Origin of the sequence: Bradyrhizobium sp. AZCC 2262 (assembly GCF_036924535.1) — a bacterium.
Lineage (GTDB): Bacteria > Pseudomonadota > Alphaproteobacteria > Rhizobiales > Xanthobacteraceae > Bradyrhizobium.
The window spans coordinates 8,471,202-8,493,650 of record NZ_JAZHRT010000001.1 but is presented as its reverse complement, the minus strand read 5'-3'; the positions used below and the strand labels follow the sequence as shown (position 1 = coordinate 8,493,650).

16 protein-coding genes and 1 pseudogene are annotated in these 22,449 nt (G+C 62.7%); 6 read left to right on the top strand and 11 right to left on the bottom strand.

Annotation, left to right across the window (positions count from 1 at the left end):
- Positions 1-204 precede the first annotated feature (204 nt).
- From V1283_RS39835 to V1283_RS39810, 6 genes are all read right to left on the bottom strand, one after another.
- Entirely contained in the window at positions 205-579 is a 375-nt protein-coding gene (locus tag V1283_RS39835; RefSeq protein WP_334392035.1) for a hypothetical protein, read from the bottom strand.
- 960 nt (positions 580-1,539) lie between these two features.
- Positions 1,540-2,349 carry a CarD family transcriptional regulator gene (locus tag V1283_RS39830; RefSeq protein ID WP_334392034.1) on the bottom strand — a complete coding sequence of 270 codons (810 nt, stop codon included), beginning with the start codon at positions 2,347-2,349 and terminating at the stop codon, positions 1,540-1,542.
- Between the two features lie 425 nt (positions 2,350-2,774).
- Positions 2,775-3,113, bottom strand: coding sequence for a ferredoxin FdxA (gene fdxA, locus V1283_RS39825; RefSeq protein WP_334392033.1), 339 nt, complete (start codon positions 3,111-3,113; stop codon positions 2,775-2,777).
- 135 nt (positions 3,114-3,248) lie between these two features.
- Positions 3,249-3,518 carry an RNA-binding S4 domain-containing protein gene (locus V1283_RS39820; protein ID WP_334392032.1) on the bottom strand — a complete coding sequence of 90 codons (270 nt, stop codon included), beginning with the start codon at positions 3,516-3,518 and terminating at the stop codon, positions 3,249-3,251.
- 74 nt (positions 3,519-3,592) lie between these two features.
- Positions 3,593-7,081 carry a helicase-related protein gene (locus V1283_RS39815; protein WP_334392031.1) on the bottom strand — a complete coding sequence of 1,163 codons (3,489 nt, stop codon included), beginning with the start codon at positions 7,079-7,081 and terminating at the stop codon, positions 3,593-3,595.
- A gap of 531 nt (positions 7,082-7,612) precedes the next feature.
- Positions 7,613-8,446, bottom strand: coding sequence for a DUF3108 domain-containing protein (locus V1283_RS39810; protein WP_334392030.1), 834 nt, complete (start codon positions 8,444-8,446; stop codon positions 7,613-7,615).
- Between the two features lie 477 nt (positions 8,447-8,923).
- Between V1283_RS39810 and rpmB the strand changes: the two genes are divergently transcribed.
- From rpmB to V1283_RS44855, 4 genes and pseudogenes are all read left to right on the top strand, one after another.
- Positions 8,924-9,232, top strand: coding sequence for a 50S ribosomal protein L28 (gene rpmB / locus V1283_RS39805; protein WP_334392029.1), 309 nt, complete (start codon positions 8,924-8,926; stop codon positions 9,230-9,232).
- 197 nt (positions 9,233-9,429) lie between these two features.
- Positions 9,430-10,413, top strand: coding sequence for an AAA family ATPase (locus V1283_RS39800; protein WP_334392028.1), 984 nt, complete (start codon positions 9,430-9,432; stop codon positions 10,411-10,413).
- Positions 10,414-10,431: 18 nt separating this feature from the next.
- Positions 10,432-12,891, top strand: coding sequence for a S8 family peptidase (locus tag V1283_RS39795; protein ID WP_334392027.1), 2,460 nt, complete (start codon positions 10,432-10,434; stop codon positions 12,889-12,891).
- A gap of 101 nt (positions 12,892-12,992) precedes the next feature.
- A pseudogene (locus V1283_RS44855) lies at positions 12,993-13,112 on the top strand (phospholipase effector Tle1 domain-containing protein); the annotation flags it as partial.
- A 67-nt stretch (positions 13,113-13,179) separates the two neighbouring features.
- Here the strand turns inward: V1283_RS44855 and V1283_RS39785 are convergent.
- The gene (locus V1283_RS39785; protein ID WP_334392024.1) at positions 13,180-13,572 is read right to left on the bottom strand and encodes a hypothetical protein; all 393 of its coding nucleotides are present in this window, start codon (positions 13,570-13,572) and stop codon (positions 13,180-13,182) included.
- 504 nt (positions 13,573-14,076) lie between these two features.
- Here V1283_RS39785 and V1283_RS39780 point away from each other — a divergent pair.
- Together V1283_RS39780 and V1283_RS39775 are read left to right on the top strand one after the other, a co-directional pair.
- Positions 14,077-15,363, top strand: a complete 1,287-nt coding sequence (locus V1283_RS39780) for a DUF2235 domain-containing protein (RefSeq protein ID WP_334392023.1) — start codon at positions 14,077-14,079, stop codon at positions 15,361-15,363.
- Between the two features lie 1,322 nt (positions 15,364-16,685).
- A complete protein-coding gene (locus V1283_RS39775; protein WP_334392022.1) occupies positions 16,686-17,810 on the top strand; it encodes a DUF2336 domain-containing protein in 1,125 nt (374 codons plus the stop codon).
- Positions 17,811-17,922: 112 nt separating this feature from the next.
- On the opposite strand, the gene V1283_RS39770 is transcribed toward V1283_RS39775, so the two are convergent.
- The 4 genes from V1283_RS39770 to V1283_RS39755 all read right to left on the bottom strand — a co-directional run bounded on the left by V1283_RS39770 (position 17,923) and on the right by V1283_RS39755 (position 22,434).
- Positions 17,923-19,023 (bottom strand): LLM class flavin-dependent oxidoreductase, encoded by a 1,101-nt coding sequence (locus V1283_RS39770; RefSeq protein ID WP_334392021.1) that lies wholly within the window; start codon positions 19,021-19,023, stop codon positions 17,923-17,925.
- 159 nt (positions 19,024-19,182) lie between these two features.
- Positions 19,183-20,295: an NADH:flavin oxidoreductase/NADH oxidase gene (locus V1283_RS39765; RefSeq protein ID WP_334392020.1), complete on the bottom strand. Its 1,113-nt coding sequence runs from the start codon at positions 20,293-20,295 to the stop codon at positions 19,183-19,185.
- Between the two features lie 105 nt (positions 20,296-20,400).
- Positions 20,401-21,363 (bottom strand): Bug family tripartite tricarboxylate transporter substrate binding protein, encoded by a 963-nt coding sequence (locus tag V1283_RS39760; RefSeq protein ID WP_334392019.1) that lies wholly within the window; start codon positions 21,361-21,363, stop codon positions 20,401-20,403.
- Between the two features lie 57 nt (positions 21,364-21,420).
- Positions 21,421-22,434, bottom strand: coding sequence for an esterase-like activity of phytase family protein (locus V1283_RS39755; RefSeq protein WP_442895817.1), 1,014 nt, complete (start codon positions 22,432-22,434; stop codon positions 21,421-21,423).
- Positions 22,435-22,449: the final 15 nt, after the last annotated feature.

Sequence of the window (22,449 nt, the reverse complement as noted above, 5' to 3'; positions counted from 1 at the left end):
TCACTCCCCCTACGGTTAGTCGAGTGCGGGAGTAACTTCGCCTTCTATTCTGGTTATATGAGGTCGAAAATCTGGCCGGAGTCCACGGCAAGGCCTTCAAAACGCCATCTGGGACGGTCTCCGGTGGCGCCATAAAACGGCGCGGACACTGCTGCCGTACGCACGCATTCGCCGACTTACTTTCCTGCGGCTTCGTGACCAACTCTAGTCGGTGATCGCCCGCGCGCGCCACCGCGCTTCGAAACTGTTGGCGTAGTCAAGCATCCGCGCTTGCGCGTCGAGTGGATCACTGCGCTTTTCCGTGACGACGGTTACCGGGACGATGGTTACCGGCACGGGCTTTGGATCGGCTTTCGCTTGCACCGACGCCTTCGCGGGCCACTGCAACAGTGATTTCGAGATCATGGTCTTGCCGGCGTACCAGCATTTTCGTCCATCGATCAGGCGCCAGGACCAATACCCTTGCGGATTCGATGGCCGAGCGACACTGCATTCGACGGCCTTCGCATTTGCTCCGCCGATCGGGGCGAGAGCAGCGATACAAGCGGCCAAAAAGACCAGCAGAATTTGCGTCTTCATTGAACACCCCTGCGGTTCAATTAGATGTGGACGGAAGCCTTACTTTTAAATTTGGTCACAAATGGCCGAAAATTTGGCCACATTCCGAGCGACCGGCAGCGCTGCGGGTTGATTCGAGGTGCGAATTTACCACCAGCGCGAGCATGCTTTTTGTCAGCGAACCCGCGTGAAAGCGGAAGTTATCCAGGACGGATCGGGGTGGACTGCTTCGTCGGGGAGCCTGTCATCGGACGCGCATTCGCGCGACCGAGCGGCAAAAACCGACACAGCGATCAGGAACAGATCCAGATGATCGCGGCCGCAATCGGCACGCCCAAGCCAAGGGCGCCGACAATTGCCAGGACGAATTCGGAAAGCAGATTTGGTTGGGGTCGTACATCAGGTAACGACATGGCGTTACTCCCTGGAGCCCCCACAAGCCCCGGATGAACGATGAAGACCGCCTTCGGGCAACAGCCGTTGGCGACTCTTTATGATCTGGGATGCTGAGACGTTATGGTTAACAAAGGTTTAACACGTCGAGCGAACGGCCCGCGGCCTCTTTTGCAAGCGCGGTTCGAAGGAAAATGACGCGACGGGTCTGCAAGGATTCAAACGGCAGCCGCGCCAGGTTCCGCGGGAGAAACCGGAGGCCAGATTTGCGGCAAGCCTGCTCCGCAAGCGTGAGATGGCTGGAACGGATTGCCGGCTCAAACGTCGCCTCTGCAGGAAAAGGATCGCGGCATGGAAAACTTTCTTCTTTTCGTCCTGTCGAGCAGCTTCTGCACGCTGGTAGCGGGCGTCGCGCTGCTGCTGCGGCCATTGGTGGGCCTGCCCTGATGCTGCGGCGGGAACCGGCTCGTTCCCACAAGGGGCAACAGATATCGCGCGCCGTTCCGTGAAGCTCCGCAGCTTCTTCCACAGCGAAACAAAAAGCCCGGTCTCGCGACCGAGCTTTTGATTTCAATCCGTCGAACCCTTTCAGGCGGCTTCGTCCGCCACGGCGGCGTCGTCACCATCGGCTTCGACATCGGCCTCGTCGGCTTCGCCGTCAGCCTCGGTCGCCTCAGCCTTGGCGCCGCGGCGCGGGCTCTTGGCGAGCTGGCTCTCGATTTCCTTGACCGCTTCGGTCTCCGTCGAGTGCTGGACGACGGCGATTTCGCGCGACAGGCGATCGAGCGCGGCTTCATAAAGCTGGCGTTCGCTGTAGGACTGCTCGGGCTGCGATTCCGAACGGTACAAGTCGCGGACCACCTCGGCGATCGCGACGATGTCGCCCGAATTGATCTTGGCTTCGTATTCCTGCGCCCGGCGCGACCACATGGTCCGCTTGACGCGCGCGCGGCCCTTCAGCGTCTCCAGCGCCTTCTTGACCAGCGCCGGCTCGGACAGCTTGCGCATGCCGACATTGGCGACCTTGGCGGTCGGCACGCGGAGCGTCATCTTGTCCTTCATGAAATTGATCACGAACAGCTCGAGCTTGGCGCCCGCGATCTCCTGCTCCTCGATGGCCAGAATCTGGCCGACGCCGTGGGCGGGATAGACCACGAATTCATTGGCCTTGAAGCCCTGACGCTGGGTCACGACCTTCTTCGGCTCCTCGACGCGCGGCGCGGCAGCGACCGGCTTCACGGGAGCCTTCGGCGCAACAACGGCGGCTTTCGGGGGCGCAGCCTTCACGGGAGCCTTGTTCACAGGAGCCTTGTTCACAGGAGCCTTGGCAGCAACTTTCGACGCAGAGGTCTTCGAACCCGTCGCTTTCGCGGCGGTCTTGGCAGTCTTTTCTGGCATTGCGCTTCTTTTGTTCTTTGAGGACTTTGTGGCCGCAACCTTCCTGGCGACCTTTACGGTCGCCTTGGCACGGCCTTTGGTTGCGCTGCGGCTGGCCGAAGCGGCTTTTTTCGTGGTCTTGGAAGCACTCTTTTTACGCGTTTTCTGTGACACAGCCTGCGCGCGGAACTGCCACGCCCCTGTTCGATGTTTTACGGGAACCCACCGGGGCCACAGGATACGCGTGGCCAGGATCGGCTTATAATGTGCCCAATATAGCACATTTTCCGCAAAAATCAATGATTTACGCCCGGTTCCGGATCTCTACGGGGTCTTTTCGGCCACAAGTCCGTCAACAGGGTAAATCAGCAGGCATTGTTTGGTTCAGATCAGGTCCGAAACGGGCTCAGTTAACCCGAACTATCCCCGGAGTTATCCCCAGCGAATCAGTCGCCGCTGCCGGGTTCCTTGGAAAAATATTTCTCGAACTTGCCTTCTACACCCTCGAATTCTTTCGCGTCCGGCGGCGAGTCCTTCTTCTGGGTGATGTTGGGCCAGCTCTTGGCGTACTCGGTGTTGACCTCGAGCCACTTCTCCAGCCCCGGCTCGGTGTCCGGCTTGATGGCGTCGGCGGGACATTCGGGTTCGCAGACGCCACAGTCGATGCATTCGTCCGGATGGATGACCAGCATGTTCTCGCCCTCGTAGAAGCAGTCGACGGGGCAGACTTCAACGCAGTCGGTATATTTGCATTTGATGCAGGCTTCAGTGACGACGTAAGTCATCCAGGGCTCCGAACAAGGCTCCGAAACGGATCAGTTTTCCGGGGTTTGCGTAGCGCATGCGGTCCGCTGCCGCAAGGGAAGCGGCGGGCCGCAAACGCCTGTTTTCAGGCTTCGCCGCCAGCTCTGTGCACTTAATCACTCTTTGTCATTCTGCAAATTATCGTAGAGCACGTGCGCCGCCGCAGCGTCGCCGCGCCGCTCGCAAAATCCCACCACCTTGAGGATGCGCACGCTGCGATCGAGCGCGATGGTGAGGACGTCGCCGACCTTCACCGCATGTCCCGGCGATTTTTCGCGCACGCCGTTGATGCGGACGTGACCGGCCTCGACCAGCGCGGCAGCGGAGGTGCGGGCCTTCACCACCCGCGCATGCCACAGCCATTTGTCGAGACGCTGCCGCTCCAACTGTGCTCTCGGAATCTATTTTTACGCGTTTTCTTGACGCGAACCGGTACCCACTTCGCTTGAAAACGCTTTGGCTATTCCTTGCGGCCGGCGAGCTGTTCCTTCAGCGCCGCCAGTTTTGCAAATGGCGAATTGGGATCGACCGGACGGTCGCGCTCGCGCGGGGCGGCGCTGGTCGCCCATTGACGGTGCGAGGGGCCGCTGTCGCGCTTGTCACGGCCGCCCTTGTCGCGTCCGCCGAAATCACGGCCGCCGCGCTCGCCCTTGTCGCGACCACCACCCTTGTTGCGGTCGCCCTTGTTGCGATCGAACTTGTCGCGGCGATCACCGTCGCGGCCCTTGCCTTCAAAACGCTCGCGGGGCGGACGGTCCTGACGCGTCTGCTCGCGCGCTTCAGCCGCCGGCGCGCCCTCAGCCGCCGCCGGGGTCGCCGTGGCATCCGCCGGCGCACCCTCGCGCGGTTTACGAAACTCGTTGTTGCGGCGGCCACGGCGATGGCGCTGCTCGCGCGGCGCGCCCTCAGCGCCTTCGCCGCTGGCGGCTGGCGCGCCCTGCGCCGGGCGGGCGTGATGGCGCTGGCGGTTGCGGTCGTGATGCGGGCGGCGCTCGTCGGAACGGCCACCGGGCCGCCAGACTTCGATGAGCGCAGGTTCGGCCGGCGTCTCGGATTTCGTTTCAGGCTTGGCTTCGGCAGATTCCGGGGCAGCCGCTTCAACGGGAACGGCTTCGGACGGCGCGGCCTCGCTCGCGGCAGGCTCTGCGGCGGCTTCAGGTGCGCTTGCCACTTCAGCCGCCGGCTGTTCCGCAGCCGCTTCGGCGACCGGGGCTTCTGTGGCAGCAGGCTCTGCTGGAGCTTCGACGGATGCGGCCTCGACTGGAGCCGCGGGTTCTTCCACGGCAATCGGCGTGACGCTGGGCAGCAGCGATGCCGACGGCGCGGGATCGCCTGACATGGGCAGGTCGGCGGCGGCTTCTTCCGCCGGCGTCTGCACCGTTGTCTCTGCCGCTGTCTCCATCGTCGTCTCGGCGCTCGCCTCGACCGGCGGCGTCTCGGTGGAGACCGTCTCGACAACGACCTCGGGCGCGGGCTTCGGCGGCAGCGGCGGGCGCTTGTCCATGCGATAGCCGAGCGCACGCAGGATCGAGGCGAAATCTTCGCCGGCAGATCCGGTGAGCGAGGTCATCGCCTGCGTCACCACAAAACCGCGGCCGTCGAACGCGCCGGTCGGCTTTTCGCCGGGCGAAGACTCGCGCCAGGCCAGCGCGGGCCGAATGAGATCGGCGAGCCGCTCCAGAATATCGACGCGCACCGCGCGCTCGCCGCACTGGCGATAGCCGAGCACGCGATAGGCATCACGATGCAACGCCTTGTCGACCGGGAACGAGGTGCGCCCCGAACTCGCCAGATGCTGCGCGCCAGAGAGCGCGGACATGTCGACATTGTCCTGCTTCTCGGCCCACAGCAGCGACGCCAGCGCGCGCGCCGCGGGCTTCAAGAGCCCAGGGAAATAGATGTGATAGGCGCCGAAGCGCACGCCATACTTACGCAGCGTCGCGCGCGAGGCCTGGTCGAGATCCTTCATCTCGGCGGAAATTTTTGCGCGCTCCAGCACGCCGAGCGCTTCCACCAGTTGGAACGCAATGCCGCGCCCGATGCCGGTGATGTCCTCGGCCTTCGACAAGCCGAACAGCGGCCCCAGCAGTTTTTCGATATGCGTCTTCAGCCACAGATCGAGCCGCGTCTGCACGGCCTCGCGCGGCGCGCCGGAGAGGCGATCGTCGGCAATGATGCGCAATCGCGGATGCAGCGCGTCTTCGGCGGCGACGAGCTTTGCGACCGCGTCGCCGGTCCAGCGGATAGTGCCATCGGAGGTCAGCACGAACTGATCGTCGGGCGCTGCGCTCAGCTTCGTGGCGCGCGCATCGATCTCGCTCGCCAGCACCTGCTGGGCGGCGGCCTGCAATGCTTTCGCATCCGAGCCGGCTTCCGCCGCATCGGGTGCAAAGGTAAATCCATCGAGCCGGCCGATCGCGTGGCCTTCCACAATCACTTCGCCGGTCTTGCCAATTTCCGTATTCAAAACACTGTTCTCCCGCAGGCGGCGCATCAATACACTGGTACGGCGGTCAACGAAACGCTCCGTAAGCCGTTCATGCAGCGCATCGGATAATTTATTTTCGATCTCCCGCGTCATCCCCTGCCAGTGGTCGGGGTCGGACAGCCAGTCCGGGCGGTTGGCGACGAAGGTCCAGGTGCGGATTTGCGCGATCCGGCCCGACAGCGTGTCGATATCGCCGGTGACGCGGTCGGCCTGGTCGACCTGGGCGGCGAACCATGCGTCAGGTATGCGGCCCCTTTTCATCAGGAATGCATAAAGCGTGGTCACGAGCTCAGCGTGGGCCGCGGGCGCCAGCCGGCGGTAATCCGGGATCTGGCAGGCGTCCCACAGCCGTTCCACGGCTGACGCACCGTGGGCCATGTCCCTCACCTCGCCGTCGCGCGCGGCGTGATCGAGCACGCGCTGGTCTTCCGCGATCGGCGCACGGGTCAAGGCCTCGTGGCCGGGCGGCAGCGCCAGCGACACCTGCAGCGCGCCGAGCGAAGAAAAGTCCAGTTTTGCGTTGCGCCACTGCAGCATTTTGACGCTGTCAAAGGTGTGGTTCTGCAGCGCGTTCACCAGCTCCGGCTCGAACGGCGCGCAGCGCCCCGTGGTGCCGAAAGTACCGTTGCGCGTGGCGCGCCCCGCGCGGCCCGCGATCTGCGCGAACTCCGATGGGTTGAGCCGTCGGAACTGATAGCCGTCGTATTTGCGGTCCGAGGCAAACGCGACATGATCGACGTCGAGGTTCAGCCCCATGCCCACCGCGTCGGTGGCGACGAGATAATCGACGTCGCCGTTCTGGAACATCGCCACCTGCGCATTGCGTGTGCGGGGTGAGAGCGAGCCCAATACGACTGCCGCGCCGCCGTGCTGCCGGCGGATCAATTCGGCGATGGCGTAGACTTCATCGGCCGAGAACGCGACGATCGCGGTACGTCTGGGTTGGCGCGTGATCTTGCGGTCGCCGGCGAATTCGAGCTGCGACAGCCGCGGCCGGGTGATGATGGACGCGCCGGGCAGCAGCCGCTCGATGATCGGGCGCATGGTGGCAGCGCCCAGCAGCAGCGTCTCGTCGCGGCCGCGGCGATGCAGGATGCGATCGGTGAACACATGCCCGCGCTCGAGATCGGCCGCGATCTGGATTTCATCGACGGCGAGAAAACTCACATCGAGATCGCGCGGCATCGCCTCGACGGTCGACACCCAGTAGCGCGGATTCTTCGGCTTGATCTTCTCCTCGCCGGTGACGAGCGCGACGCTGTCGGCGCCCGCCCGATCCGCGATCTTGTTGTAGACCTCGCGCGCGAGCAGCCGCAGCGGCAGGCCGATCACGCCCGACGAATGCCCCAGCATCCGCTCGATGGCGAGATGCGTCTTGCCGGTGTTGGTCGGCCCGAGCACGGCGGTGACGCCGGCGCCGGGCGCGCGATCATTCGCGAACGTGGAAGGAGAGAAAGCCATTATGTGCAGGTGTTTCTATTATGTGCCGATCGTCATTGCGAGCCAACGGGCTAGCGTAAACGCTTCGCGTTTGTCGCAGGCAATGACGGGGAAACTCAGAACTTCGTCCTTTGGCACCATCTGCGCCGATTCTGTTTCACTTTGCGACGGTGATGCGGTCGCGGCTTAAGGTCTGGAACGAGTCTGGAACGAAACGCGCCCGAATCGCTGACTCCTCCCGAGACCCGATACGTTCACCGCAACATCTCGCGCTGAGGCGTTCGGGGCGGCACTAGATCAAGTTTGGACGGGCTCCACAAGCGGCGGTTTGGCGGTGAAATCCTTAAAGGCCGGAGTCGAATCAGAAGTGGTCAAGAGTCAACAGGATTCCGCAAACTCTCGCCGTCGTCCCTGCGAACGCAGGGACCCACAACCACAGGCGCTCATTGGTTGGCGCCGGCAGCAACTCCGAGTCCCTCGATCAGCACGGCCGCGGCGTATGGGTCCCTGCTTTCGCAGGGACGACGGCAGATCGCAGGCGCCAGCCGTCCCCTACTGCGTCTTCGCCACCCTCGGCGGCGCTGCCGTCGTCACAAACGACGTCGCTTCCAGCATCGCCGGTCCGAACGGTGTCGGGATGGTCATGCGGAAGGGAACCAGGACGCGGGTTCCCGCGATCGGCACGAAGGCGATCTCGATCCGGCGTTCGGTGGCGAGGTATTTGATCACCGGGCGATCGGGGATGTAGCCCGCGACCGGCATGAAGTAGATGGCGCAGACCAGCGCCGGCCCGTGATAGCCCCGCTCGGCCCTCACCGTCTCCATGCGCTTGTAATCGAGCTTGAGGTCGTAGCGCATCCGCCCGTCGAAAATCCCGGTGCCGGTGCGGCAGGAGTCCGGGCTCAGCACCTCGCCATTCCCCGGCACGCGCAGCATCGAGCCGGTCATGGGATCGAGCACGCCCTTGCGGTGCGCGTCGGTGACGACGATGCGGTCGGGATCGACCGGCGGCAGCGGATCGATCGAAAAATCCTTCACATTGCCGTTAGCCAGCACCAGGCGGATGGTTTCGGACTTCTTCTGCGTCGTGGTGGTGGCGGTATAGGCATTCGGCACCAGTGCGCCGTTGACGATGCGGCCCTGGCTGGCGCCGGAACCCGTGCCGCCGGAAAACGCCTTCAACAGGCCCGCGGTGCCGCCTTGCGCGGAGGCCGCAAACGCGTCGTCGCCGATTTCGATGGTCCAGGCCCCCTTGCCGACCGGGATGCCGGCCAGCGTCGCCTCATACTGCGCATCCAGCCGCCCCTGTGCGGAAGCCGCCTGCGGCGCCAGCGCGAGGCACGCGGCGGCGCACAGGCTGAAAACGAGCCCGTTTCCTGCGAACAAGGTTTGGGGCCGAATGGCGTACGGGGTAGTCAATTCCTGCAGGTCCCGGGATCGGCGCGAGCTGATGTTCATTTAGGCAGAAATATCCGGCAAACAACGCATGTTTTCGCGAGAACACGCGTCAATCGGACCCAGCTTGCGGTCGCATCCTGCGGCCCGGGCCCACAATCGCGAAAGCCATGGTGTCGGCGGGGATTGCGCCCTTTGTAAGGAGGGTTTTTCATAGCGTTTTGCGAAGCTTGCCCCCGGACTCGATCCCGGGATGGCCTTCCGGTTCGCATCAGGAAACCGCGTCGGAACAAGCCAGTTTGAGGCCCGGAATCGGGCTTTTGGCGGCGTGGGCCGGGCCCAAAAACCTTGACGGTTTGCCCCACTCCCCCTATACGACCGCAGTTCCTGGAAATGGACGCGATTTTGGACCCCCGCGCGCACCGCGTGACGCGCTTGCCTATGGCGGGGATGGAAGAGGATTTTGTAATGTCCCGGCGCTGCGAACTGACGGCCAAGGGCCCCCAGGTGGGCCACAAGGTGAGCCACTCGAACATCAAGACCAAGCGGCGCTTCCTGCCGAACCTGGTCAACGTCACCTTCATCTCGGACGCGCTCGCCCGCAACGTGCGCCTGCGCGTCTCGACCAATGCGCTCAAGAGCGTCGACCACAATGGCGGCCTCGATTCGTATCTGCTGAAGGCCAAGGCCGACCTGCTCTCCCCCCGCGCGCTGGATCTCAAGCGCGCGATCGAGAAGAAGGTCGGCAAGCCGGTGTTCGTGAAGAAGGCGAGCTGAGTTTTTAGCTACATCGGCGGATCAGAGTTTGAAGCGGCCGGGTCGGATGACCCGGCCGTTTTTGTTTGTGGGCGGCGCGCGCCATTTAGGACCTGTGGAATATTGCTTCGCGTTAGGGCTTCAAGCACCTTTTTTGGACACAATGGATAGTTGCATCTATAGAATCGGGTATCCGCGGCCTTGGACCACTCTGTATCATGACAACCGCCCGCCACATCGTCGCACTCCTACAAAGCTACATTGCCGACGATGAGGAACGTTTTCTGTCGATCGCCACTCAGCTCGCGGCGCATGAAGCGAGACAAGGGCATGGTAAGCTTGCGCAGGAATTGCGCGAACTTGTTGATAGCGCCAAGGGAAAAACCGCCAAGGTCGCGCGCCGAGGCGTGGGACCCGTCCCGCTTGCCCAGCCAAAGGGGGAACTGAGCGCATTCCTTTCTGCCCGTTATTCCGATATCCGGCTTTCGAGTATGGTGCTTGCTCCCGAACTCCATGATCGTCTCGCTCGCGTTCTCCGGGAACAACGCCAGCAGGCGCGACTACGCGCACGTGGGCTGGCCCCACGCCGAAAGTTGCTGCTGGTCGGCCCACCTGGGTCCGGCAAAACAATGACAGCAGAGGCAATCGCTGGCGAACTCAAACTTCCGCTCTTCACCGTTCTATACGACGGCCTAATTGGGAAGCTTTTGGGAGAAACGGCCGGACGACTGAGGTTGGTGTTTGATGCCGTCGCGCTGCAACGCGGGGTGTATTTCTTCGATGAGTTCGACGCCATTGGAACACAACGGTCGGGTCCGCACGATGTGGGGGAAATTCGCCGTGTCCTCAATTCTTTTTTGCAGTTCCTCGAAAATGACGACGGGCCTAGCGTAATCATTGCTGCGACCAACCATCCCGAATTGCTCGATCGGGCATTGTTCCGTCGGTTTGATGATGTGATTACGTATAGTCTGCCGACTGCTGAGGTAGTGCGCGGCATATTGGAAGCTCGGCTAACAGGTTATCTGCTTGACCGCATATCGTGGGATGGCGTGATCGATTGCGCTATGGGCCTTTCACAAGGAGAGATTTCCCGAGCGGCTGACGAAGCGGCCAAGATCGCCGTTCTTGCTGAACATAATACTGTAACAACAGCAGAACTTGTGAGTGCGTTGAACGAACGAAAAAAAGCTGCTCTCTAAGCTCCGCTGAGGCATGCCATGGCGATCCCCCGCGATCGTCCGCATCTTCATCTTGAAGGTGGCGGTCGGAACGAGCCGTACACGTCGCCCCGAATTGTTATCACGGGGCTTCCTCCGGCTCGAGCGCGCGCAGCACACGCTGCGAAGTTAAAGCGCGCCATCGATCATGCGATCGTCCAAGCTCGTGCTCAGATCGCCGGCCGCCAAGAAGGCGTGGCCGAGGGAACGCCGGGCTTCTATCTACAATTTGAAATCCCCACGGGTCACGAAACGGCGCTCGACAGTTTAGAGAACAAGCCAAAGGAAATTGAGCTTGTCGCTGTAAAGCCACCCGCGGAGGGGAGCGAGACGATATCGGCTACGGTTTTCGTTCCGGAATCGTCCGCTGATTTCTACGACAAGCGAATTGAGGCCTACAGGACCGAGAAAAATAAATCTGGAAGGCCGAAGAACGAGAACCTCATCGCCCGAATTGACACCGTCCAGTTGGGCGGAGCACGTGCCCTGTTCACAGACGACATGGCACTTTTCCCCACCACTGGCACGCCGGCTTGGTGGGAAGTTTGGCTACGTGACGGTCGACTGCACGAATTTCGGGTCGTCTCTGAACGTCTTAATGTAGCGACGAAAGCTCACACGATCAGTTTCCCGGAGCGCGACGTCATCTTGGCTCTCGGTGACGAAGCAACGATGGAACGACTGATCCAACACAGTGACGCTGTCGCCGAATTAAGATTGGCCAAAGACACCCCTTCACTTTTTCTCGAAATGCGAGCTGTCGAGCAGGCGGAATGGGCCGCAAATCTTGCGGGCCGGATTACGCCGCCATCGGCTATAGCTCCAGCAGTTTGTCTTCTCGACAGTGGAGCTGCGCAAGCACATCCATTGATTGCGCCCGGCCTAGATCCAAGTGACCAACATTCATATGACAGTGCGTGGGATGTCGGCGACAGCGCTTATTGGAACGGCCACGGTACGTTGATGTCTGGAGTTGCTCTCTATGGCGACCTTGAAGCAGCACTCAGTCATGGCGGTCCAGTAACTCTGCGGCATAGGCTTGAGACTGTGAAAATTTTGCCGCCAACCGGTCAGAACGATCCAGACCTCTATGGCGCAATCACCGCATCCGGCATTGAGTTGGCCGAACGAAAAGCACCGCGACGTAGGCGTGTCATCTGCATGGCAGTGACGAGCGATGTTGGCCTAGGGCGGGGTCGTCCTTCATCATGGTCTGCGGCCGTGGATCAGCTATGCTACGGTGGCGGAGACCGCCGTCGTCTCATGGTACTCTCTGCAGGTAATTTGCGCGGAGATATCAGTGCTGCAGAGTATCTTGACCGCAACGATCTAGAAGAGGTTGAAAGCCCTGCCCAGGCTTGGAATCCACTCGTATTCGGAGCGTGTACGGACAAGATCACCATCACCGACCCCGACTATGATGGCTGGCTTCCAATTGCGCCGGCGGGCGACCTTTCGCCAACTAGCCGCACGTCCACAATATGGGATCGACAATGGCCAATTCGACCTGATGTCGTCTTCGAAGGCGGTAACTTAGCGCACGATGGCGTTAACCCCGCCTCGGCAATCGACGACCTGCAGTTGATCAGCACTCACTACCGGCCGAATGTGCGTCTCTTTGATGCTTTTGGGGATACTAGCGGCGCCACCGCATTAGGTGGAAACCTCAGCGCAGGCATTATGAGCGCTCGTCCGGAGCTCTGGCCCGAGACAGTTCGCGGCCTTATCGTTCACTCCGCCGAATGGACGCCGGCGATGCGAGCACGCTTTGATGCTGCGGCCTCGCAAGCGCAAAAGCTTTCTCTCTTGAGACGCTATGGTTGGGGCGTACCCGACCTAACGCGTTCACTTCTAAGTGCTGCGGATGATGCAACGCTCATGGTCGAGGACGCGCTTTTGCCGTTTCGTAAGGACGGCTCGCAGATAAAAACTCGGGACATGAACCTGCATCTACTGCCATGGCCACGAGCAGAGCTGGCAGATCTTGGCGAGGCCGACGTAGAATTGCGCATTACGCTTTCATATTTTATCGAGCCCAATCCTGGGGAGCGAGGCTGGACGCGCCGACATCGCTATGCTTCGCATAGCTTACGGTTCGCAGTGAAGCGGTCACTCGAACCGATTGATGCGTTTCGCCAGCGAATCAACAAAGCCGCTCAGGATGAAGAAGCCGGAGGCCCAATCAGCGCCAGCGGAGGCGACAGTTGGGTGCTGGGACAAATACGTGATCGTGGATCGATCCATTCCGACATTTGGCGTGGCAGCGCAGCAGCCCTCGCGGAGCGTGACGCGGTTGGTGTTTTTCCGATCTCTGGTTGGTGGAAAGAGAAACCCGCCCTACAGCGATGGGATCGGGCGGCACGATATTCTCTTTTGATCTCCGTTCGTGCGCCGGGCTCGGAAGTCGACATTTACAATAGCATCGCGACCCAACTCGCGGTGGCTGTCCCAGCTACTTAACACCTTTCATATTCTGGCGCGGTCCAATGTAGATCAAACATCGCCCAACTCCTCCCAATCCTGCTATACTCGCCAAGGTAGCATCACCTCCGCGAGCCCCCATGCGCAGCATCATCATCTGCTGCGACGACACCGGCAACGAGACCTCCGAGAACATTTCCAATGTTCTCAAGCTCTATCGCTGCCTGCGCAAGACGGAGAAGACACAGCCGCGGCAGATGGCGTGCGGGCCGGAGATGCCCGCACGGCAGTTCATCGAGTTTTATCGTGTCCGCCAGGTCGTGTAGCTTAGCACCAGCGGCACCGGCCCCAGCGTGCGCAGCAGCCGCCGACCCCGCAGCCACCGCAGCCACGCACGGCGCACCCACGGCAGGCCCGGCATCCACGGCAGCCACCGCAACCCCGGCGAACAACAACGACGGCCAGTTTCACTTCGTCGCCCGCGGCTTCCTTGTCGAAGAGATGGAACGTGGCGAGACTGACGTCGGCCATTTCCTCTTCGCCAAGAACGAAGCGCTGATTGGACGAGATGTTGTCGGATTGCGGGAGATAAGCAGTGGGCATCGTGGATGCGGATGCGCCCCCCGTCAGCGAGAGACCCAGTCCGGCCGCACCGAGTGCCGTTACGGCGGCGGTCTGGGTCGTGCGCGCGTGCTTCGCAGCTTGCTTCAACCGGGGCATGTCGCATCCTTTCGTAAGTTTGTTGGTTGTTGTGAAAGGGTCAACTTGACGTAGCAAGTGGGCCTGTACCTCTAGAAATGCGATCTAGCGCATCCGGTTCCCCTTCGCGCAAGGCCTTTTTTGACCCACTTCTGCCTGGACAGCGGCAACCCGTCCCACGTCGGCAGCGCCCGGCTGCTTGTCGGTGGTAGCAAGTGGGAGCACTAGCCAGGAAGTCGATCTGGTTTGTATTTGTTTTATCAGAGTTTTCTTTATCAGAGTTTTTCTGGCAGCCCTTCGTCTCCCCCCGGGGAGCGCCAGCGCAGGAGGGCCCTGAGTAGTTCCGTTACCCGAGGCGGCGCTTGAGGCCGAAATTCAGCTGGCGATGACGGCCCCGAACCAAACGGTGTTGAATCAAGTCACCGGCATCGCGCGGCCGCAAACTGTCCACGCACGACAGGCCACTCCTCCTGGAATCCGCTATACTCGCCAAGGTAGCATCACCTGATTCCCCGCGAGTCCCCCATGCGCAACATCATCATCTGCTGCGACGGCACCGGCAACGAGATTTCCGAGAACATTTCCAACGTTCTCAAGCTCTATCGCTGCCTGCGCAAGACCGAGAAGACCTCCCCGCGGCAACTGGTGTTTTACGATCCGGGCGTCGGCACGCTGGAGCGGCCGGACCCGTGGCACAAGCTGAGGCAGGATTTCAACGCGATCCTGGGCCTCACCACCGGCTATGGGCTCGATGACAATGTGCTCGCGGCCTATTCCTTCCTGGTCCACACCTGGCAGGCCGGCGACCAGATCTATCTGTTCGGCTTTTCCCGCGGCGCCTATACCGTCCGCGTGCTGGCGGGTCTGATCCACAAGATCGGCCTGATCACGCCGGAGCAGGTCAATCTCGCCGGAAGCGGCCTGATCGCCTACAAGCAGTTCTCCTCCGACGAGGCGCCGAAGCTGCGGGCGAGCCTGAAATCGTTCACCGATGTCGCCGCCGCGGAAGACGCGATGCCGCAGTCGGCCTTCGACAACGCCGCGCAGTTCGCGCGCATCACCTCGACGCGCTGGCCCACCATCCGCTTCGTCGGCGTCTGGGATACGGTGGCGAGCGTGATCGTGCCGCGGGCCGATCGCTTCTATTGGCCGAGCCTGGAAGAGCTGGCGTTCACGCTTCTGAACCCGAGCGTACAGACGTTCCGGCAGGCGATCTCGATGGACGAGCGGCGCTGCATGTTCCGCCTGAAGAAGTGGGACGACCCGCAGACCTTCAAGCACAACCGCTTCAACGACGCGCATGCCGAGCCGCAGGATATCTTGCAGGTGTGGTTCGCCGGCGTGCATGCCGATATAGGCGGCGGCTATCCGGAAAAGCAAAGCGGGCTTTCAAAGTATCCGCTGCTGTGGATGATCGACGAGGCGACCAAGTGCGGGCTGCAGGTCAACCAGGCCACCGTCAACCAGCTCGCCTGGGGCATTCAGCGGAAGGGCTCACCGTTCTCCTATGTCGTGCCCGACGTGCGCGGCGAGCTGCACGACTCGCTGCGCGGCGCGTGGTGGCTTCTCGAATATCTGCCGAAGCGAGCGACCTACAAGGAATGGCCGGCGCGGCAGGCATATTTCGGCTGGTACATCCCCGACGCCGAACCGCGCCTGATTCCCGACGGCGCCATCATCCACGAATCCGCGCTGCTGCGCATGGACGCGATGCCGAGCTACCGGCCGGTGAATCTGCCGAAGCAGTACGAGAAGTCTCCGATGCCGGTAGCGCCGGCGCATGCATCGGCCGAAGCGGAGGAGGATGCGTGAGGCGTGGGCAACTTTGTCTCGCCGTAGCTCGAAGAGCGAAGGCGGAAGCGCACCGTGCCCACCACTCAGAACGCGCTGCCAGCCGCTCGTGATTGCGAGCGAAGCGAAGCAATCCATACCACCCGGGAGGAGGTATGGATTGCTTCGTCGCTTCGCTCCTCGCAATGACGGCGAGAGAGATGAGCCCACTCCTTCCCTTCTCCCCTTGTGGGAGAAGGTGGCGCGAAGCGCCGGATGAGGGGTTCTCTCCACAAATGCAGAGCCCTCACGCGGAGACACACCCCTCATCCGTCTCGTCGCCGCTGCGCGGCGTCGATCCACCTTCTCCCACAAGGGGAGAAGGGAAGAACCGCGATCGCATACGTGAACATCATGTGTGACGTCGTGTGTGACTGCCCGACGGGCAAATCACTCAAAACCTGTCCAGCCCTCGCGTGAAAAATATTCCGCTTCGCGTTGACCCCAAATCAACCCTACAACTCCAGCCATCCCGCGCCCACAAGAGGGGCGTATCGCGATCGTCACGGACGTAGGGTGCGGGGAGCGGTGGCCGCGGCAGCGCCGGGCGCGCAACAAGTCTTTGCAGGGTGAGCTTGCTCATGAGCGAAGGCCGCGCGCGGCGAACGGCGCTGAAGCGGACGGCAAAGCCGTGTGGTCCTGGCGCCCGTTGCTGGCGTCAAGCCGGCGGAGATGTTGCGAACCCAACCGGGTTTGCCAAGATCTTCAATCCGCCGGCGACGGAGGCAAAAGGAATTCGTCTCCGGGGAGAGCGCGGTATAAGCCGTAAACCCACTGCGCAGGGAATGCCGGGCTGCTCCGGCTGTACCTGTATGCTCGTGTGCGCACTTCCTCGTGCACATTGCACACGAGACCGCGGGTGCCAGCCGGCACCCGGCATTCCCTGCGCCCTCTTGATTTGAGGGCGAAAGATTTTTGGAAAAGCTCGGGCAGATGATGCCGCGAGAAGGCGAACGCATATTCAGTCGTCATCACCCGCGAAAGCGGGTGATCCAGTATTCCAGAGACGTCAATGATTAAACCGAAAGGCCGCGGCGTACTGGATACCCCGCCTTCGCGGGGTATGACAGCGAGGCGTGTGGCTACCAACCGTCGTCCCGGACACGCGAAGCGTGCGTTCGCAGGGACGACGTGGAGATGGTCGGCTGCGAAACGCAAACACTCGGCCACTGGCCTAGCACCCCGCAATCTTACGGCCACATTCCAGCCCGGCCGCGACCCCAATGGTTTACGGAACGTTCAACTCTGCTGCCTATTCTTACGCATCTGCTGCCAGAACCGGCTTGAAACGCTCAGGACGAGCGATGTTGGAACGATCGATCGCCGATGAAGTCGAGGCCGCCATCAAGGCCGGCTCGACCGAAAAACATCTGGATACGCTGAAGCAGGTCACCGACCTGTTTCTCGTGTCCGCCGACGGCTATTCCGGCGAACAGATCGAGCTGTTCGGCGACGTGCTGGAACGGCTGATCAGGACCATCGAGCTGCGCGCGCTGGCCGATGTCGCCGCGCGCATCGCGCTCGCCGAAATGAGCACGCAGTTCGCCTCCATCAAGCAGGCGCCCGCGGCCGTGGTCCGCCGCCTGGCGCATAATGACGAGATTTCGATCGCCCGCCCGGTGCTGACCGAATCGTCGCGGCTTACGGCCGAGGATCTCGTCGAGCTCGCGCAAACCAAGGGCGAGCAGCATCTGCTGGCGATCTCCGGGCGCTGGTGGCTGACCGAAATCGTCACCGACGCGCTGCTGAAGCGGCATTATCCTTCCGTCAGCCGGCGGCTTGTCACCAACCCCGGCGCGCGGATGTCGGCGAGCGGCTATGCCGTCGTGCTGAAGCAGGCGGAGAGCGATCCGGAGCTTGCCATCGAGACCGGCATTCGCGTCGACCTGCCGGCCGACCAGCGCCAGCAATTGTTGCGCAGCGCCACCGAGGTCGTGCGCACGCGGCTGTTGTCGCGCGCGCCGCCGCATCTGTTCGAGGAAATCAGGAACGCGATCGCCGTCGCCGCCGCCGGCGCCAACCGCGAAATGTCGCGCACGCGCGATTTCACCGCGGCCCGCCGCTTCGTCGCAGCCCTTGCCAAGCACGGCAAGCTCAGCGAGCCGGCGCTACTGGTTTTCGCGAAAGAGCGGAAATACGCCGAGACGGTCGCTGCACTTGCCGAACTGTCCGGCTCGACCATCGAGGTGATCCGCCCCGTCATGCAGAGCCTGCGCGACGACGGCGTGCTGATCCCCTGCCGCGTCGCCGGCTTGAATTGGGAAACGGTCGCCGCCGTGCTCGACAGCCGCTTCGCCTCCGGCAGCCTGGGCCGCCATGAACTCGAAAAGGCCAGAGAGCAATACGCCAAGCTGACGGTCGAAAACGCCCGCCGCCTGCTGAAATTCTGGCAAGTCCGCGCCGCCGACGCGCCGCCGAAGCCGAATTGATTGCCGTCATTGCGAAACCGTAGCCCGGATGAGCGAAGCGACATCCGGGACCGGTGCCCGAGCCCCCGCATGTCGCTCCGCTCATGCGGGCTACGAACCGCGTATCGCGACGTCACGCCGCGCGGGTGAGGCCCGCGTCGAGATGCTTCAGCCGCGGCATCACTTCCTGCTTCAACAGGCGCAGCGAATTGTGCCATGCCTCGGGCTTGTGCTTGTAGTCGAAACCGAACACCAGCAGCGTGCCGAAGCCGCCGACCTCGTGATAGATTTTTTCGATCTTCTCGGTGACGGTCGCGGGCGAACCGACGATCCAGTTGTTGCGGGCGCAATATTCGACCGTGACGTCGGAGTCGGCGACGTCGGGCGTGGCCTTGAGATAATCCTTGAAGCCGAAATGGCCGAGCAGCGGCAGGAAATATTCACCCATCATCCGGCCCATCATGTCGCCGACCGACAGCCGCCACGCCTCCTCGTCGGTGTCGGCGATAAAGACCTCGCGCACCAGCCGCCAGTCGCTGCGCTTCGGCTTGCGTCCGGTTTTCGCCGCACCAATCTCGACCGATTCCCAGTGGCTGCCTACGTAAGCGGGATTGAGGTTGAGGCTCATCGGAATGTAGCCGCGCTCGCCCGCGAGCTTGAGCGTGTCCGAGCCCTTGGAGAGACCGGCGACGCCGATCGGCGGATGCGGCGCCTGCAACGGCTTGATGTGGGGCTTGAGAAAATCGAACATGGTGTCGGGCTTGTTCACCGTCCAGAACTTGCCCTTGTAGTTCCACGGCGCGTCCTCGGTCCACATCTTCAAAATGATCTCCAGCGCCTCCCGCGTCATGTCGCGGTTCTGGCCGGACATGCCGTCGACGTTGAACATCGCCCAGTCGCTCGGCAGGCCGCTTGCGGCGACGCCGAAATTCAGCCGTCCCTCGGAGAGGTGATCGAGAACAGCGACGCGGTTGGCGAGTTCGGCCGGGTGGTGATAGGGCAGCAGGAAGCCGCCGGGGCCGAGACGGATATTCTTGGTCTGCAAAAACGCCTGCGCAAGAATGAGATCGGGCGAAGGATGCGGTTCCCAGGGCGCGGTGTGGTGCTCGCCGATCCAGGCTTCCTGATAGCCGAGCTCATCGAGCCAGCGCAGCGTCTGCAGGTCCCAGTCGTGACCCTCCTTCAACCCGCACTCCGGCGGATGAGACGGCATCGTGAAATATCCGATCTCCATGGGGTGTCCTCTCGCTGTTCATTTTTTCAAAACGCGTCTGTCGCGCGCAAGCGAGAGCATAGCACGCGACGCGTGTGGCTGAGATATGACGAAACAGATGGGCAGAGGTTCGCGCGGCGGAGTGACGCGCGCACCAAGGAAGAAGCGCGGCGTATGCCGCTACCTTGTCCCGAACGTGGTGGCGCCGAACAGCGCCTTCTGCGTCGACGGCTGCGAGCGCCAATATTGCGGCGGGGCGGAAACTTCGCCGCCGAGTTCGGCCGCTGCGTGCCAGCCCCAGCGCGGGTCGTAGAGCATGGCGCGCGCCAGCGCGACCATGTCGGCCTTGCCGGAGGCTATGATCTCCTCAGCCTGCCTGGCTTCCGTGATCAGGCCGACGGCGATGGTAGGAAGGCCAGTCGCCTCGCGGATCGCCTGCGCGAACGGCACCTGGTAGCCGGGGCCAAGCGGAATCTTCTGCAAGGGCGAGACGCCGCCCGAGGACGCGTCGATCCAGTCGACGCCGCGGCCTTTCAAGGCCTGTGCGAATTCAATCGTCTGCGCCAGATCCCAGCCGCCCTCGACCCAGTCGGTGCAGGACACGCGCAATCCCACCGGCTTCTCGTGCGGGAACGCCGCGCGCACCGCGTCGAACACTTCGAGCGGAAAGCGCATGCGATTCTGCAAGCTACCGCCATATTGATCGGTGCGCCGGTTGGCGACCGGCGACAGGAACTGATGCAGGAGATAGCCGTGCGCCGAGTGTACTTCGATAGCGTCGATGCCGAGCCGCTCGGCGCGCTTCGCACCCGCCACGAAAGCGTCGCGCACCCGCTTAAGGCCCGCGGCGTCGAACGCCAGCGGCGGCGTCTCGCCTTCCTTGTGCGGGATCGCCGAAGGCCCCTCCGGCCGCCAGCCACCTTCGGCGACGGGGATCAGTTGCCCGCCGTCCCAGGGCGTATGGCTCGACGCCTTGCGGCCGGCATGCGCGAGCTGGATCATCACGGCGGCCTTCGAGCGCTTGCGCACCGAGGCAAGAATGGGCTTCAGCGCGGCTTCGGTCGCATCGTTGTAGAGACCGAGGCAGCCCGGCGTGATGCGGCCGATCGCCTCCACTGCGGTCGCCTCGATGCAGAAGATCGCGGCCCCCGACAGCGCCAGCGAATTGATGTGGGTGAAGTGCCAGTCATTGGCCTCGCCATTGACGGACGAGTACTGGCACATCGGCGCCACCATGATGCGGTTGGCAAGCGTGAGGCCGCGCAGCTTGATCGGGGTAAACAAAGCGCTCATGGGAGGGGATCCGGACCGGAGGGAAAGCGACCTGCAACATCTAGCGAGCCGCTCGGCGCGCCTCAACCCGCCGGGATTGCAACCCTCCCCCTACGGCTTGATGTGCTAGGGCTTGATTCCGGCGGCCTTGATCAGCTCGAAATTGGCCGCCGTCTCGCGCTTGACGAGGTCGTCCATCTCGGCCGGCTTCATCGGCATCGGCTCGATGCCGAGCTTTTTCAGGCTCGCCTGCATCGCCGGATCGGTCAGCACCTTGTCGCCGGCCGCATGCAGCTTTTCGACAATGTCGCGCGGCGTCTTTGCCGGCACGAACACGCCGAACCAGATCACGCTGTCGGCATCTTTCAATCCGATCTCGAGCGGCGTCGGCACGTCGGGCAGATCGGGTACGCGTTTTGCCGTCGAGACCACCAGCGCGCGCACCTGGCCGTCGCGGATCAGGGGCAGCGCGGTCGCGAGCGGGCAGAAATACAGGTCGATCCGCCCGCCGATGATGTCGGCGATCACTTCCGGGCCTGCGCGGTACGGCACATGCGTGGCCTCGATACCGGCGGCAAAGCGGAATTTTTCGGTGCTGATATGCACGGCGCTGCCAATGCCGACCGAGCCGAAAGAGATCGAGCCGGGTTTGGCTTTGGCGTCCGCGATGAAATCCTGGATGGTCTTCCAGGGCCGCGCATTCGGCACGATCATCACGTTGGCGCTGGATCCGATCATCAGCACCGAGGCGAGATCCCGGGTGGCGTCGAAGGTCGCGCTTGGGAAAATAGCCGGCGCAATCGCCAGCGCCGACGACTGGGCGAGAATGCTGTAGCCATCGGGCTCGGCTTTCGCGACCAGCGCCGAACCGAGCGCCCCGCCGGCGCCGGCGCGATTTTCGACCACGATCGACTGGCCGAGTTCGGCCCCCAGACGTTCGAACACCAGCCGCGGCACGACATCAGCCGCGCTGCCCGCGCCGAACGGAATGGTCGCCTTGATCAGGCGGGCCGGCCAGTTTTCGGCATGCGCGGTGGATGCCGCGAAAAGGCTGGAAAGGGCGCAGAAAACGCGCAGGGACTTGTACATCGAAAACTCCGGTTTGGTTACCCGGAGCGCTGCAAGAACCGTTCCGCTATTCGCCCGTCACTCCACCAGCGTGAATTGCAGCAGCAGATTGCGCTGGATCAGCGAAAAATTGTCGTCGGAGACCAGCGTCAGCACCGTATCGCCCTCCGGTGTGACGTGGGCGTCGATGCCTTCCATGTTGTCGATCTCGTTGCCGAGATCGGCCTCGAAGATCGAAGGCCCGTCGATCACAGCGCCGGGGGCCAGGGAGGCGAGCGCGACGCGGCGGATGCGGATACCGACCCCGCCGAGCCAGGAGAATTTGCGTTCCAGCAGCAACAGGCTGCCGGACGGCAGCAGCACCGCATCGCTGATATCGAAATTGTCGGTGCGGCGGATCGAAAACTGCCCGGGCGATCTGCCGCCGATCAGGAAGCCAATGATGTTGCCCTGCGCATCGAGGCCGCGTTCGGAGATCGCGATCAGCGTTCCCGCCAAAGGCAGGCTCTTCGGCACCACCACCAGCGCCTCGATGCCCTTGTTGTAGGGCAGCTTGCGCGCCGCCGGCGGCAGCGGCACGACTTCGCCGAGCGCGCGGGTAAACCCCTTGGCGAAATCGAAGCGCAGCACGTGGTTGACGCGTTCGAGGCCGACATAGGCCAGCGAGCCGTCGAGCGCGAGCGCCTCGGTGTCGAACCAGCCGCGCGAGGTAATCGGCTTGCCGTCGGGACCGAGTATCGGCGAGGCCTCGACATCGTCGAGCCCGGTCATCTCGCGGCCCTTGTAGACGATGCGCCCGGTGAACCAGCCGCCCTTGTCGCTGATCGCGATGAAGCGCTCGCCCTTTGCATCAAGGCGGAGGCCCGACAAGCCGCCGAAGCCGCGAAACCGCGAGGTCAGGATGAGCCCGCTGCGATATTCGAGCTCGCCAAACCGCACACGCGACCGGTCGCGGGTATCGAACGAGGGCAGCGGCCGGGCATTGACCTCAATCGAGACCGGCGTCGTGACCGAGAATTCGTCGGGAACGGCCGGCTTCGGCGGCCGCTGAACCGCCGTCTGCGCAGCCGCGATGACGGGCATACCCGTCATCGAAAGCCCCGCCGC

Bases quoted from the DNA above. Each gene is read 5' to 3' on its own strand.
- V1283_RS39835 (WP_334392035.1), bottom strand. From the start codon at position 579: ATGAAGACGCAAATTCTGCTGGTCTTTTTGGCCGCTTGTATCGCTGCT.
- V1283_RS39830 (WP_334392034.1), bottom strand. From the start codon at position 2,349: ATGCCAGAAAAGACTGCCAAGACCGCCGCGAAAGCGACGGGTTCGAAG.
- fdxA (WP_334392033.1), bottom strand. From the start codon at position 3,113: ATGACTTACGTCGTCACTGAAGCCTGCATCAAATGCAAATATACCGAC.
- V1283_RS39815 (WP_334392031.1), bottom strand. From the start codon at position 7,081: ATGGCTTTCTCTCCTTCCACGTTCGCGAATGATCGCGCGCCCGGCGCC.
- rpmB (WP_334392029.1), top strand. From the start codon at position 8,924: ATGTCCCGGCGCTGCGAACTGACGGCCAAGGGCCCCCAGGTGGGCCAC.
- V1283_RS39800 (WP_334392028.1), top strand. From the start codon at position 9,430: ATGACAACCGCCCGCCACATCGTCGCACTCCTACAAAGCTACATTGCC.
- V1283_RS39795 (WP_334392027.1), top strand. From the start codon at position 10,432: ATGGCGATCCCCCGCGATCGTCCGCATCTTCATCTTGAAGGTGGCGGT.
- V1283_RS39785 (WP_334392024.1), bottom strand. From the start codon at position 13,572: ATGCCCCGGTTGAAGCAAGCTGCGAAGCACGCGCGCACGACCCAGACC.
- V1283_RS39780 (WP_334392023.1), top strand. From the start codon at position 14,077: ATGCGCAACATCATCATCTGCTGCGACGGCACCGGCAACGAGATTTCC.
- V1283_RS39775 (WP_334392022.1), top strand. From the start codon at position 16,686: ATGTTGGAACGATCGATCGCCGATGAAGTCGAGGCCGCCATCAAGGCC.
- V1283_RS39770 (WP_334392021.1), bottom strand. From the start codon at position 19,023: ATGGAGATCGGATATTTCACGATGCCGTCTCATCCGCCGGAGTGCGGG.
- V1283_RS39765 (WP_334392020.1), bottom strand. From the start codon at position 20,295: ATGAGCGCTTTGTTTACCCCGATCAAGCTGCGCGGCCTCACGCTTGCC.
- V1283_RS39760 (WP_334392019.1), bottom strand. From the start codon at position 21,363: ATGTACAAGTCCCTGCGCGTTTTCTGCGCCCTTTCCAGCCTTTTCGCG.
- V1283_RS39755 (WP_442895817.1), bottom strand. From the start codon at position 22,434: ATGACGGGTATGCCCGTCATCGCGGCTGCGCAGACGGCGGTTCAGCGG.